This window comes from Nocardia sp. NPDC060220, from assembly GCF_042727815.1.
Taxonomy (GTDB): domain Bacteria; phylum Actinomycetota; class Actinomycetes; order Mycobacteriales; family Mycobacteriaceae; genus Nocardia.
Genome location: NZ_JBHWZY010000086.1, coordinates 1 through 13,155, shown reverse-complemented (window position 1 = coordinate 13,155; position 13,155 = coordinate 1). Strand labels below are relative to the sequence as shown.

The window sequence follows — 13,155 nt, the reverse complement described above, 5'->3', positions numbered from 1 at the left end:
TCCACAGCTGCGCGCCGGGCCAGATCTCGGCGATGATCACAGTGAGGATCACGACCGTCGGATACAGCCCTACCAGGACCGACAGGGCCGTCTTCCACGATGCCGGACCGCCGTCCTCGCCGGTCCGGCTCGGCGGAAACCACGACCCGTAGGGGTTGGCGATTCGGTGAACCTCGAAGTCCCTGAAGTCCGGCGCCTCTTCGAGCAGGGCCTTGCGCTGGGGCGATTCGAGCCAATGGTCGAGATGTTCGGCCGAAGCGAAGGAATAGATGATCGTCCAGTCACTCTGAACACCGGGGATCGGCCGGTGCAGCCCGGATCCGCGAAAACCTCGAAATGTCCGTTCGACCTCGGTCATCCGGTCCTGCCACGCGATGAATTCCGTTTCGCGGTCGGCTGCCACGGGATGGGAGACGACGACGGTCGCTACCTCTTCGGCCGGCTCGTCGACCAGCACATGCTGCGTCGACGGCCGTTCGAACAGCCCGGTTCCGCGGGCGAGAAGTTCGTCGCGCGTATCGCTGGCGAGCCAGCGCTTGAGGTTGACGATGTCGTCGAACCGATAGACGACCGACCAGTCGGACTGAGCGTCGCCCGGTGGCGTCACGTCGGCGCCGAGGAATCCGGGGAAGGTCGCCGCAGCGTCGTTCACCTCCGCCTGCCACCGCCGGAACTCGCTCTCGCGGCCGACTCGGGGCTGCTGAGTGATGACCACCGTCGCCGCGGCGGGCCTCGGCGACGGCGCCTTCGAGGCCGTCATGTCAGTACGGGTGCTTATCGGCCTTTTCGGCCCAGGTCTTGTACGCTTCGGCGCCCAGATCCCTGCGGAACTGTTCGATTTTCACGGACCGCTCAGGCAGTGGCCTGGTGAAGTCCTCGTATTGATACGCGTCGTCGAAGCCGATTTCGCTGGTGTCGGCCAGGTCGCTCGCGAAATGCACGGCGTCCAGACGTGCCCAATAGATTGCGCTCATACACATGGGACACGGTGCGCCGCTGATGAATATCTCCATCCCCATCAACATCTTCGCGCGTTCCGGGACCTTGTCGGGAGATCCTTCAGGTCGCGGGACCAATTCGAGCGTCGACTCGTTCTGATGCTCTTTGGAAATACTCGGGGCCTCGCCGTTGAGGACCTGGGTGGCCTTGCGGATGGTTTCTATTTCGGCGTGTGCGGTGGCATCACCGGTGAGCAGCACCCGATTCTGCCCGCGCGCGACGATCACTCCGTCCTTCGCGATCACCGCGCCGAACGGTCCACCCCAATCGTTGTCGACAGACTCTTTCGCCAGCCTGCATGCTTCTTCCATGAGTTCATCCGGTGTCATAGGTATTGCACCTCGAATTGTGGTTCGGACGTACTTCATAAGCCTCTGCCGCATACCGAATCTACCTCCGGCCCGATCCCCACGGAACAGCGTGCGCAATGGCGACGCATTCGTCTGGCTTTGGAAACCACTCCGTGTCCTTGGAGCAGATCGCGGCCGACAGCAACCGTGCCGAGTTCGCCATGTTCGGCCGACTCACCCTTTTCGGGTGAGCCGCACACGCCGCCGCTGTGTGACTCTCGCCATCGCGGCACTGTTCTGCGATCCAGCGAACCGGCCGAACCGCAGCTCTTCCGCACGACCCACTGTCCGGCATTCACACACAAGGAGAATCCGTTGAAACTCAGAAACAGCGTCTGTGGGATCGCCTCGATCGCGGTGGTCCTGCTGATGACCGCGGCGTGTAGCTCCGATGACGACTCCTCCGCACCGGCAGCCACCACGACCACCCAAACCACCCAAACCGACGCCATGCGCAGCAGCGTCGCCGCGACGGCATCCTCGATGATGAGCACGGTGCGCGACACCGCGGAGCAAGCGGTGCAGGACGCGATCAACACGGTCTTGGCCGCCGCACCGATCACCTTCGACGCGGGTAGTTCCGATCTCAGCACGGCTGCCGTCGCGACTCTCAAAGCGGTAGCCGTCCCGTTGCGGGGCAACGACACCGAGATCCAGATCACGACCTACGCCGAGGATTCGAATACCGCCTCGGCGAAATCCCTGGCCGAGGCGCGCGGTGACAACATCGCGGCCGCCCTCGAGAGCGACGGCATCGACAAGTCGCGCATCACGGTGAAGGCCGACGCGAATCCCTCCGACCCGGAGGTCGACGCCAACGAGGCCGCGATCACCGTGGTCGACAAATAGCGGGCTGCCGCCGACCTCCCAGACACCGCCGTGACCTGCACTGATGCCGGTCACGGCGGTGCGATGCCGGGGTGGTGCCCCCGGCCGGGTAATCTTTCGCCCCATGTGGATCATCCTTGCCATCTCCGTGGTCAGCTCGGTCGCCATCGCGATCTTGTTCGCGACGGGCTTCCCCAAGGACTGAGCATGTGCCGATAGCCCGGTGCGCGGCGGGCGTCGGCGATCCGTGCCGTTCTCGTCCTGATTCGTGGCGATCGGCCTAGAGTTGACTGATTGTGCGGGGCAATGTGGCGGGGGATGGTGGGCTTGCCTTCGCGGTGCGGCGACGTCGCAAGCCCGGGGCTTTCCGGGTGTATTGGACGCTGGCGCGGGCGGGATTCAAGCGGCAGGCCCAATACAAGCTGGCGATGTTCGCCGGGCTGTTCACCAACTGTGTGTTCGGGTTCGTTCGTGCGGCGGTGATGGTCGCGGCGGTGCGTGCCGCCGGTGATTTCGGCGGGTACGACGAGGGCACCATCGGGGCCTACGTGTGGTTGTCGCAGGCGTTACTGGGCGCCACTCAGTTCATGGGACCGCAGATCGACCTGGTCGACCGGATCAAGACCGGTGACGTCGCGATCGATTTCCTGCGTCCGATCGACGTGCAACTCGGCTACCTGGCCACCGACATGGGCCGCGCCGCCTGCACGATCCTGCCGCGCGGGGTGCCGAGCATCGTCATCGGCGCCGCCACCTTCGGTTTGTCGATGCCGAGTACGCCGGTGGCCTATCTGCTCGGCCTGATCAGTGTGCTGCTCGCGGTGGCCCTGTCGTTTCTGTGCCTGTTCGCGGTGGCGCTGATCGGGTTCTGGGTGGTCGAGATCCGCGGCATCCGGGTGCTGTATCAGATCGTCGGAACGTTCCTGGCCGGGCTTTTCGTCCCGGTGCACATGTTCCCCGACTGGTTGCGTGTCGTCGCCATGTCTACGCCGTTTCCCTCCATCCTGCAGGCCCCGATCGATACGCTGTCAGGGCGCGCCGCCGGGTCGGATGCCTTGATCATCGTTGCGATACAAGGCTTCTGGGTGTTGGTGATCGGACTGCTCGGCAGGGTGTTGCTGCGGGCGGGACAACGCAGGCTGGAGGTACAGGGTGGCTGAACCGGATTCCGCGCGCGTTGTTGCCGGGACCTGGTTCACTCCCTATCTCGCAGTATTGCGTTCGCGTGTGAAAGCACAGCAGGTGTACCGCCTTTCGTTCGCCACCGAGGTGTTCAGTGCCTTCCTGATCGGGCTGGTGGAGTTCGCCGAGGTGTGGGTCATCTTCCACAACGTGAAGACCCTCGGCGGCCTCGATGTGGATGCCGCGCTGCTGCTGTTCGGGCTGTCCAACACCTCCTTCGCGCTGGCCCAGGTCGCGGTCGGGCATCTGGATTCCCTGCCCTCGATGATCAGGATGGGCACCCTCGACGCGTATCACCTTCGCCCACAACCGTTGCTGTTGCAGCTGGTGACCAGTGACATCTCGTTACGCAGACTCGCGCGGGCCGCGGTCGCGGTGATCGTGCTCGGGATCGGGCTGTGGCGCAACGATATCGACTGGGGCATCGCCCCGGTTACCTTGATCGTGATCACCCTGATCAGTGGAATCGCGCTGTTCTGTGGCCTTTTCGTATGCGCGGCCGGACTACAGTTCTTCTTGATCGACGGTGCCGAGCTCACCAACAGCTTCACCTACGGCGGTTCGTTCGCCGCGATGCAGCCGGCCTCGGTGTTCCCGACACCGCTGAAACTGTTGTTCGGGTTCGCGATTCCCGTCGCGTTCACGGCATACGTGCCGACGATCGCCCTGCTCGGTTTGCCGGGCCCACCACTGTTGCCCGCGTGGTCGGCGTGGCTGACGCCACTCGCCGCGGCGTGGGTGTGGCTGCTCGCATCGGCGGCATGGCGGATCGGTACGAGGCACTATCAGGGAGGAGGGGGATAACGATGGACGAGCACGAGCACCAGGATCCGATCATCGACATCGATGACCTCACCCGGCAATTCACCGTCTATCGCAAGAACGGCAGCCGCTGGCGCCGACATCGCGACACCATCACCGCCGTCGACCGGATGAGTTTCCGGATCGAACGCGGCTCGGCGGTCGGCTATATCGGCGCCAACGGCGCGGGCAAGTCGACGACCATCAAGATGCTCACCGGCATCCTGGTGCCGACCACCGGAACCGTGCGTACCTGCGGCCTCGAGCCGGTGCGTCAGCGTAAGGAGCTCGCCTCGCGCATCGGCGTCGTGTTCGGGCAGCGTTCGCAGCTGTGGTGGGACCTGCCGCTGCACGAATCGTTCGCGATCCTGGCCGCGATCCATCGCCTCGATCCCGATATCGCCGACAAGCGGACCCACGAACTGGTGGAACAGCTGGAAATGGCCGACACCCTCGACACCCCTGTCCGCCAGCTCTCGCTCGGTCAGCGCATGCGCGCGGAAGTTGCGGCCGCACTGTTGCATTCGCCCGAGCTGGTGATCCTGGACGAGCCGACGATCGGCCTGGATGTGCTGTCCAAACAACGATTACGGGAGTTCCTGCGCGCCGAACGGATCGAGCGCGGCACCACGCTGCTGCTCACCACCCACGATATGGGCGATATCGAACGACTCTGTGATCGGGTGCTCGTCGTCGATTACGGCAGGCTGGTGTACGACGGTTCACTGGCCGGGCTCGGCGCCACCGTCGGCGCGCGCCGGGTGCTGGTGGTCGACCTGGCCGCTCCCGCACCGGATCTCGATGATCTGCCGTGTGGGGCACAGTTGCTGTCCAGCGAGGCGGGCGGCATGCGCCAGCGCCTGGCGTTCGACGCCGAGAAGACCACTGCCGCGGCTTTACTGGCGGCGGTGTCGGACCGGGCGCAGGTGCGCGATCTGTCGATCGAGGAACCCGATATCGAGGACGTGGTCCGCCGGATCTACGAGTCGACCCGCTGAATTCAGCTCGGTCCGTCCGGGTTTCCCGAGTACATGCTCACCTCGCCGCCCTCCCCCAGGAAGGCGTTGACCAGCATGATCCGCTGCGCGCGCAGTTCCTCGTCGTCGGGGGCTCCGGTGGTGATCGAAATCTGCGGGATGGCAGCCCAGTTCACGACGTAGCGCTCGGGGGGTCCGTCGTCGTCGGACAGGCGCGCGAGCCGGAACACCGACACCGCACGGCGTTCCATGAGGCCGCGCACGACATCGGCGATGCGCTCCGGGTCCTCCAGGGCGAACAGGAACCCGAAGGTCAGCTCGGGCGATGAGACGTAAGCGGGCACAATTATCGAGGTTAGTGCATTCGGCGCCGAAATGATTGCCGGAAATGTGCCACCGCGGTTACCCGGGAGTGCTCGTGGGGAGACCCGGCCGTAATGGTGGATAACAATTTCCGCCGACCACCGGGTTTGTCCACCACGCTATTGCGCGTCGGCGCCGAATCGCGCTTTCCTGAAAGGGTCCCGATTTCCCCCGGGCCGCCGTCTTCTCCACCCGCAGCGTCGCGGACTCTTGTCGACGTCCGGGCGGGGCTACGCCGGTGCCGGGGAGTGCACCCCCACACCCATCCTCCTCGGCTCTGGCGTATCCATGCACAACAGTGTTATCAGGGGGCGTGCCCATGCCGATCGATCACGGCCACCGTTTGGATGCCGCACAGCTGCCGACTCCTTCAGCGCTGTTGCGGGCCTTTCTGGAAACCGACCACCCCGACCCGGCACCGCACCGGGTTCTCGACGCCGCCCGCGGGCTCGCGAGCTGCCACGATCGCCGGCGCAGAGTGCTGGAGCAGGCACGCGACCCCGCCGCCTCGAGCAGCACCGGGGCGGCGTGCGCGCGCCTGGTCGACGACATCGACACCGACCGCGGCGCGCTGATCGCCCGCATCGACGGCTGGGTCGCCGCCCATGTGGAACACCGCGACGGCGCCTCGCTGCACACCGAGACCCTCGGCGCGGTGATCGACCGGATGGCGGCGAAATGGATCGCCGCCCAGCAGGCCATCGCAGGACCGGCCCCAACGACAACGACACCACGGCAGCGGGAGGCTCGCACCCATCTGCAGTGGTGTCGTCTTGCCGAATTGACCGACGGCTACCGGGATCTGATCACCGATGTCACCGAACACCGCAGGCGGTTGCCGGTGTGGTGAATCGTCAGGCCTTGTCGCCCGGCTCGGCGAACACGGGCGCCGAATCGAGATCGCCGTCGGTCGCGGTGTCGAGGTCGACCGGGTCGGTCTCGACATCGCGAGCCTTCGCGAACTCCGCCTCGGCCCGGTCCTGCGCCGCGTCGCGACGAGCGGCGGCCGCGGCTTCTCGCATCTCGATCGCGTCGGTGACGAACTCACCGATCTCCCGAGCGACCTCGGCGACCGTTCCGGTGATCAGAGTCGCGATCTTGCCGACCCGCTGGGCACCGGAGGACGTCAGTTCCTGGACCAGATCCTTATTGCTTTCGAATTTGCCGACCATTTACACGCCCACTTCGGTTGCCTTCCGATTACGCATAACGATAACACCGGGCTTGGGCGCCCTCTTCACGAAACGATCGGGCAGCGCGAGCTGGAAGATCTTGCCCCAGACCGAACCGATCTGCTTGGAGAAACGACCGGTGTTGTAGGGCAGGCCGTACTTCTCGGCCAGCGCCTTCACCTCGGGCGCGATCTCCGGGTACCGGTTCGCCGGGATATCGGGGAACAGGTGGTGCTCGATCTGGTGCGAGAGGTTGCCCGACATGATGTGGAACAGCCGCGAGCCGTTGATGTTGGCCGAGCCGAGCATCTGGCGCACGTACCACTCACCGCGGGTCTCGACCTCGGTCTCCTCCTTGGAGAACGTCTGCACGCCCGAGGGGAAGTGACCACAGAAGATGATCGAGTAGGTCCACACATTGCGCACCAGGTTCGCGGCCGCGTTGCCTGCCAGCGTGTGCAGGAACAGCGGGCCGGTGAGCGCCGGGAACATCACGTAGTCCTTGAGGACCTGCTTGCCCGCCTTCTTGCCCTGCCCCTTGAGCAGCGGCTTGAGGTCGGACCACTTGCGCTTGCCCTTGATGATGTTGTCGGCTTCGAGGTCGTGCAGCATCACGCCCCACTCGAAGAACGTCATCAGCAGGAAGGCGTAGAGCGGGTTGCCCAGGTAGTAGGGGTTCCACTTCTGCGCCTCGTCGATCCGCAGGATGCCGTAACCGATGTCGCGGTCCATGTCGACGATGTTGGTGTAGGTGTGGTGCATGTAGTTGTGCGAGTGCTTCCACTGGTCGGCCGGGCAGACCGTGTCCCAGTCGAATTCGCGGGAGTTGATGCCGCGCTCACGCATCCAGTCGTACTGGCCGTGCATGACGTTGTGGCCGATCTCCATGTTGTCGAGGATCTTCGACACACCGAGGGCGGCGACGCCGGCCAGCCAGAACGGCGGCAGGAAGCCCAGGTACATCAGGCCGCGGCCGGCGATCTCGAAGCCGCGCTGGGTCTTGATGATGTTGTAGATGTAGTCGCGGTCGCGTTCGCCGAGATCGTCGACGACGCGGGCGCGGATCGCGTCGAGCGCGGCGCCGAGTTCTTCGACCTGCTCCGGGCTCAGGATGACCGGACCGTCTTTGCCTTCGGTGAGGATCGTCATGGCTGTATCTCCCCTTGCTGGTATTTCGGTGTCGTTCTACAGTGCGATGTCGACGTCGCCGACAGCTGTGTTGATGCAGACCTGGATCTGCTTGTCGGGCTCGGCGTCGAGTTCGCCGGTGCGAATGTTGCGGGTGCAGCCGGAGACCTTGGTCGCGGTGCAGGAGAAGCAGATCCCCATGCGGCAGCCGTATTCCGGGGTCAGGCCGGACGCTTCGGCCTGCTCGAGCAGCGTTGCTCCGGTGTTGTCGGCGGCGACGTCGCTGCCGGAGAAGGTGACGGTGCCGGTGGCCTCCGACGGATCCGACGGGACCGTGGTGAGCGTGAATTCCTCACTGAGCACCCGGTCTTGCAGACCCTCGGCCTCGAAGATCGTGTGCACCGCGCGCATCAGCGGCGGCGGCCCGCATACGAAGGTCTGCGCGTCGGCGAACCAGGGTGCCACCCGCTCGAGCTCGTCGTAGTCGAAGAATCCACTGCCGGTGGAGGTTTCACCGTCGATCACCGTGCCCGGCTCGACCGGGTAGCGGTATTCGATGCGGAAGTTGGCGCGACGCTGCGCGATCGAGGACAGCTCGGCCCTATGCGGCACCATCTCGGGCTGACGGGCGTAGTGCAGGAAGGTGACCTGCCCGGTGTATCCCTCGGCGTCGAGGGTCCGCAACATCGACAGTACCGGCGTGATCCCGCTGCCACCGCTGACCAGCAGTACCTTGTCGGGCCGACGCTCGGGCAGGTGGAACACACCGGAGGCGGGCGCCAGGTCGACGACCATGCCCGGTTTCGCGTTGGCGTGCAGGTAGTTCGAGACGAGCCCGCCCGGGTGCGCCTTGACGGTGAGCTGCAGGTAGCGCTCGCCACGACTCTCCGGGTCGATCGGCGAGTAGCAGCGGGTGTGGCGCACGCCGTTGATCGAGACGCCGATCTGCACGTACTGACCGGCGGCGTGGCCGCGCCACTGCCGCGAGGCGCGCAGGGTGAGCGCCACCGAGCCGGGCACCGCGTGGGAGACATGAGTGACCTCGGCGCGCAGCTCCCGAGCGGTGAGCCCGGGGCGGACGAGCTCCAGGTACCGGTCCAGCGGGTGCGGCGTCGTCAACGTCTGCACCAGATCGATCAGTCCCACCATGTCGTGTTGCCCCTTATTGCGAAGTACGGAGAAGTCCTGCGACGTGCGCTTCAAATTTCAGTGCACGTCTGTACACTCACCAGTGTGCCCGATGACCCCGGGCCACTGTCAACCGGCAATAATGTGAGGCGGACAACATCATGACGAAGGCCGCTATGGTGAACGGATGTATGCTCACCGATGTGACTGAGCAGGCAGGAACCCGCAACGAGCGCAAAGCGCATACCCGGGCAGCCCTCCTCGACGGCACCCTGGCCTTGGCCTCGGAGCGCGGATTCGCGGCATTGAGCCTGCGTGAGATCGCCCGTTCGGCCGGCATCGTGCCCACCGCCTTCTACCGCCACTTCGCCTCGCTCGACGACCTCGGCGCGACCATTGTCGACGAGGGCGTCACCGCGCTGCGGCTGGCATTGCGCGAGGTCAGGCGGAAACCGGACGCGCATCTGGCCGATACGGTCCGCTTCGTCTTCGAGCAGGTTCGCGCCAGACGCGCCCTGTTCGGTTTCCTCATTCGCGAGCGTCACGGCGGGCCTGCTCCGCTGCGTCAGGCGATCGCGATGGAGATGCAGCTCATCGTGCGCGAGATCGTCGCCGATCTGTCGCGCCTGCGTGCACTGGATTCGTGGAGCACCACCGAGCTGGAGATCGCCGCGGATCTACTGGTCACCACCGTGACCGACGGTATCGCTGCGTTCGTCGCGTCCACCCCCCGTGAGGAATCGGCGATCGTGGAGCGCACCGTGATGCAGATGCGCCTGATCGCGTTGGGCATCGCGGGCTGGGTACCCAAAAACGCGGACTGAACTCAGAGTACGGGCGTACACACAATTCGAGGGGCGCCCCACCGGTGAGGTGTCACATATCGGCGGATACCGCGCGCGAGGGCGCACGCACCGGGAGCAGCACCAGCAGACCCGCCGCCAGCACGACCAGAAGTCCGGCGATGCCGGCGCGGTCGCTGTGGAAGGTCGAGACGAACACCCCGAACAGGGCGGGCGCCAGGAACGACACCGCCCGGCCGGTCGTGGTGTACAGACCGAACAGCTGACCCTCCCGTCCCGGCGGTGCCAGTCGCGCCAGGAACGAACGGGCCGAGGCCTGCGCGGGACCGACGAACACCGTGAGCGCGAGCCCGAAGATCCAGAACATCGTCGAGCCCGACACCATCAGCAGCGCGAGACCGCACCCGAGCATCCCGACCAGTGACGCCACGATCACCCGCTTGGGCCCGATCCGGTCGTCGAACCGCCCGGCCACGACCGCGGCCGCCCCCGCGACGACGTTCGCGGCGATCCCGAACAGCAGCACATCGGCGTCGGCGAACCCGTACACCGTCACCGCGAGCACCCCGCCGAAGGTGAACACGCCTGCCAAACCGTCGCGGAACACCGCGCTGGCCAGCAGGAAGTACACCGTGTGCCGATCCTGACCCCACAGCTCCCGCACGTCCCGGGCGAGCACCCGGTAGGAACCGAGGAAGCCGACCTTCGCGGCGCCGGGGTCGGCGCCGGTGCGCGGCATCTCGGGGACCGCGAACAGCACCGGCAGCGCGAACACCGTGAACCACACCGCCGCGAGCACGATGACGAGCCGGACATTGAGGCCCTGATCGGTGGGCATCGCGAGCAGTCCGCGGGTGTCGCCGTCCCCGGCCAGGAACCCCGCGTAGCAGATCAGCAGCAGCACGATGCCACCGAAATAGCCCATCGCCCAGCCGAATCCGGAGACCCGCCCCACCGTGGCAGGTGTCGACACCTGCCGCATCATCGCGTTGTAGGGAACGCCGGCGAGTTCGAAGGTGGCCGAGGCGAACGCGAGCAGTGCCAGGCCGAGCCAGAGATCGTGATAGTCGTCGCGGACGAAGAACATCAGCGACATCGCGCCGACCGTGAGCGCCGTCAAGGTCGCCAAGGCCCGTTTACGGGAACCGACCGCGTCGAAGTACTGCCCACAGACCGGCGCGGTCAGCGCGACGATCAGCCCCGCTCCCGCCAGCGCCCAGCCCAGCCACGCACTCGCCGGGGTCGACCCCGGCAGATCATCGCCCACCTTGTCGGTGAGATACACCGCGAAGACGAAGGTCAGCGTCACGGCCTGGAACGCCGACGATCCCCAGTCCCAGAGTCCCCACGCCAGCACCTGCCCGCGTCCGGCCGCCTCGCCGACGGTTTCGGCCGCGTTCACCTCGGTCATAAGCCGAAGAGTAACGGCGAACCGGCACCCACGCCGTCTATTACATCCGCGCCGTCAGTTCATATGAACCTGGTTGCATAGTACCCAGCGTTCCGGATACTCTCGTGCCATGGCACTGGAGCACGCGCTACTGGTCTCGCTCACCGAGCGGGCCGGGTCGGGGTATGAGCTCGCTCGCCGATTCGACAAGTCGATCGGCTACTTCTGGAGTGCCACCCACCAGCAGATCTACCGGGTGCTCAAGCGGATGGAGTCCTCCGGCTGGGTCACCGTCGAATCGGTGAACCAGCAGGGCAAACCTGACAAGAAGGTGTACTCGGTGGCTCCGGCCGGTCAGGCCGAGATCGCCCGCTGGCTCGCCGAGCCCACCGATGCCACCCCCGCCCGCGACGAACTGGGCGTGAAGATCCGCGCCGCCGCGTACGGCGACATCGATGCCGTCTGCGCCGAGGTGGAGCGCCATCGCGGCCAGCACGCCCAGCGCCTCGACGAGTACCGCCTCAGCGAAAAGAAATTCTTCCCGGTGCCGGACCAGCTCTCCGGCACCGCTCTGCACCAGTATCTGGTGCTTCGCGCGGGCATCCGCGCGGAGACCGGCTACCTCGAATGGTGCGACGAAGTACTGCAGGCCCTGCGACCGCGAAAAGGTGACGACCGCCCATGACTGCCTATCCCCATCTGTTCGAGCCACTCGACCTCGGCCACACCACGCTGCGCAACCGCGTGGTCATGGGCTCCATGCATACCGGTCTCGAGGACCGTGCCTGGGACACCAACAAACTGGCCGCCTACTTCGCCGAGCGTGCCCGCGGCGGTGTCGGCCTGATCATCACCGGCGGCTACGCCCCCAACCGCACCGGCTGGTTGCTGCCGCTCGGCGGCAAGCTCACCAACAAGACCGAGGCATATCGGCATCGCACGATCACCAAGGCGGTGCACGCCGAGGGCGGCAAGATCGCCATCCAGATCCTGCACGCGGGGCGCTATTCCTACATGCCGACCAGCGTTTCGGCATCGGCGATCAAGTCCGCGATCAACCCGTTCAAGCCGCGGGCGCTGTCGTCGAAGGGCGTGGAGCGCACCATCGACGATTACGCGCGCTGCGCGGGCCTGGCCAAGTTCGCGGGGTACGACGGCTGCGAGATCATGGGCGGTGAGGGCTATTTCCTCAACCAGTTCCTCGCACCGCGGGTGAACAAGCGCACCGACAAATGGGGAGGCACCCCGGAGAACCGGCGTCGGCTGCCCGTCGAGATCGCCCGCCGCATCCGCGCCGAGGTGGGCCCCGATTTCATCATCGTGTTCCGGTTGTCGATGGCCGAGCTCGTGGAGAAGGGCCAGACCTTCGACGAAATCGTCGCCCTGGCACAGGAATTGGAGGCTGTCGGCGTCGACATCCTCAACACCGACATCGGCTGGCACGAGGCGCGGGTGCCCACCATCGTCACCTCGGTGCCGCGCGCGGCGTTCGTGGAGTTCACCGCCAAGATCGCGCGCAAGGTGAACATCCCGGTCTGCGCCTCGAACCGGATCAACATGCCCGAGATCGCCGAGGAGATCCTGACCCGCGGTGACGCGGCGCTGATCTCCATGGCCCGCCCGCTGCTGGCCGACGCCGAATGGGCCAACAAGGCCGAGCAGGATCGGGCCGACGAGATCAACACCTGCATCGCCTGCAACCAGGCCTGCCTCGACCACGCCTTCGGCAACAAGAAGGTGTCGTGCCTGGTCAACCCGCGTGCGGGCAGCGAGACCACGTTGAACTTGCTACCGACTCGGCGCGCCAAGCGAATCGCCGTCGTCGGCGCGGGCCCGGCCGGGCTGTCGGCCGCGGTGAGTCTGGCCGAGCGCGGCCACCGCGTCGACCTGTTCGAATCCGACGACAAGATCGGTGGCCAGTTCGACATCGCCCGCCGCATCCCCGGCAAGGAGGAGTTCGACGAGACCATCCGCTACTTCCGCGTCCAGCTCGCCGAACACGGCGTCGACGTCCGCCTCGGCAAGTCCGTCACC

At 65.9% G+C, this 13,155-nt stretch carries 15 protein-coding genes; 8 read left to right on the top strand and 7 right to left on the bottom strand.

The features are described from left to right. Positions 1-760, bottom strand: a 760-nt coding sequence (locus ACFWF3_RS07045; protein WP_379312843.1) for an antibiotic biosynthesis monooxygenase, incomplete at its 3' end; no start/stop codon positions are given. A gap of 1 nt (position 761) precedes the next feature. Next, a complete protein-coding gene (locus ACFWF3_RS07040; RefSeq protein ID WP_379312845.1) occupies positions 762-1,310 on the bottom strand; it encodes a nucleoside deaminase in 549 nt (182 codons plus the stop codon). Between the two features lie 354 nt (positions 1,311-1,664). On the opposite strand from ACFWF3_RS07040, the gene ACFWF3_RS07035 reads away from it, so the two are divergent. From ACFWF3_RS07035 to ACFWF3_RS07020, 4 genes are all read left to right on the top strand, one after another. Beyond that, positions 1,665-2,198, top strand: a complete 534-nt coding sequence (locus tag ACFWF3_RS07035; RefSeq protein WP_378995521.1) for an OmpA family protein — start codon at positions 1,665-1,667, stop codon at positions 2,196-2,198. A 275-nt stretch (positions 2,199-2,473) separates the two neighbouring features. Beyond that, positions 2,474-3,337 carry an ABC transporter permease gene (locus ACFWF3_RS07030; protein ID WP_378995519.1) on the top strand — a complete coding sequence of 288 codons (864 nt, stop codon included), beginning with the start codon at positions 2,474-2,476 and terminating at the stop codon, positions 3,335-3,337. Then, positions 3,330-4,163 (top strand): ABC-2 family transporter protein, encoded by an 834-nt coding sequence (locus tag ACFWF3_RS07025; RefSeq protein WP_266298325.1) that lies wholly within the window; start codon positions 3,330-3,332, stop codon positions 4,161-4,163. Before ACFWF3_RS07030 ends, ACFWF3_RS07025 begins: the two co-directional genes overlap by 8 nt. Before the next feature lie 2 nt (positions 4,164-4,165). Beyond that, entirely contained in the window at positions 4,166-5,158 is a 993-nt protein-coding gene (locus ACFWF3_RS07020) for an ATP-binding cassette domain-containing protein (RefSeq protein WP_378995517.1), read from the top strand. Positions 5,159-5,160: 2 nt separating this feature from the next. Here the strand turns inward: ACFWF3_RS07020 and ACFWF3_RS07015 are convergent, their stop codons facing one another. Continuing rightward, positions 5,161-5,481, bottom strand: coding sequence for a hypothetical protein (locus ACFWF3_RS07015; protein ID WP_378629895.1), 321 nt, complete (start codon positions 5,479-5,481; stop codon positions 5,161-5,163). A 338-nt stretch (positions 5,482-5,819) separates the two neighbouring features. Here ACFWF3_RS07015 and ACFWF3_RS07010 point away from each other — a divergent pair, with 338 nt between their 5' ends. Further along, positions 5,820-6,350 (top strand): DUF4254 domain-containing protein, encoded by a 531-nt coding sequence (locus ACFWF3_RS07010; RefSeq protein ID WP_379312842.1) that lies wholly within the window; start codon positions 5,820-5,822, stop codon positions 6,348-6,350. Between the two features lie 4 nt (positions 6,351-6,354). On the opposite strand, the gene ACFWF3_RS07005 is transcribed toward ACFWF3_RS07010, so the two are convergent. The 3 genes from ACFWF3_RS07005 to ACFWF3_RS06995 are packed head-to-tail and all read right to left on the bottom strand — an operon-like array spanning position 6,355 to position 8,949. Next, entirely contained in the window at positions 6,355-6,672 is a 318-nt protein-coding gene (locus tag ACFWF3_RS07005) for a hypothetical protein (RefSeq protein WP_378995513.1), read from the bottom strand. Beyond that, on the bottom strand, positions 6,673-7,821 hold the full coding sequence (locus ACFWF3_RS07000; protein ID WP_379312841.1) for a fatty acid desaturase family protein: 1,149 nt from the start codon (positions 7,819-7,821) through the stop codon (positions 6,673-6,675). It abuts the gene before it with no gap. A gap of 36 nt (positions 7,822-7,857) precedes the next feature. Beyond that, positions 7,858-8,949, bottom strand: a complete 1,092-nt coding sequence (locus ACFWF3_RS06995) for a ferredoxin reductase (protein ID WP_379312840.1) — start codon at positions 8,947-8,949, stop codon at positions 7,858-7,860. Between the two features lie 155 nt (positions 8,950-9,104). On the opposite strand from ACFWF3_RS06995, the gene ACFWF3_RS06990 reads away from it, so the two are divergent. After that, positions 9,105-9,752 carry a TetR family transcriptional regulator gene (locus tag ACFWF3_RS06990; protein ID WP_379312844.1) on the top strand — a complete coding sequence of 216 codons (648 nt, stop codon included), beginning with the start codon at positions 9,105-9,107 and terminating at the stop codon, positions 9,750-9,752. Positions 9,753-9,804: 52 nt separating this feature from the next. Here the strand turns inward: ACFWF3_RS06990 and ACFWF3_RS06985 are convergent, their stop codons facing one another. Further along, on the bottom strand, positions 9,805-11,142 hold the full coding sequence (locus ACFWF3_RS06985) for an MFS transporter (RefSeq protein WP_379312839.1): 1,338 nt from the start codon (positions 11,140-11,142) through the stop codon (positions 9,805-9,807). Positions 11,143-11,251: 109 nt separating this feature from the next. Here ACFWF3_RS06985 and ACFWF3_RS06980 point away from each other — a divergent pair, with 109 nt between their 5' ends. Both ACFWF3_RS06980 and ACFWF3_RS06975 read left to right on the top strand, forming a co-directional pair. After that, a complete protein-coding gene (locus tag ACFWF3_RS06980; RefSeq protein ID WP_379312838.1) occupies positions 11,252-11,806 on the top strand; it encodes a PadR family transcriptional regulator in 555 nt (184 codons plus the stop codon). Then, on the top strand, positions 11,803-13,155 hold a 1,353-nt coding region (locus tag ACFWF3_RS06975), incomplete at its 3' end, for an FAD-dependent oxidoreductase (RefSeq protein ID WP_379312837.1). The genes ACFWF3_RS06980 and ACFWF3_RS06975, both read left to right, overlap by 4 nt.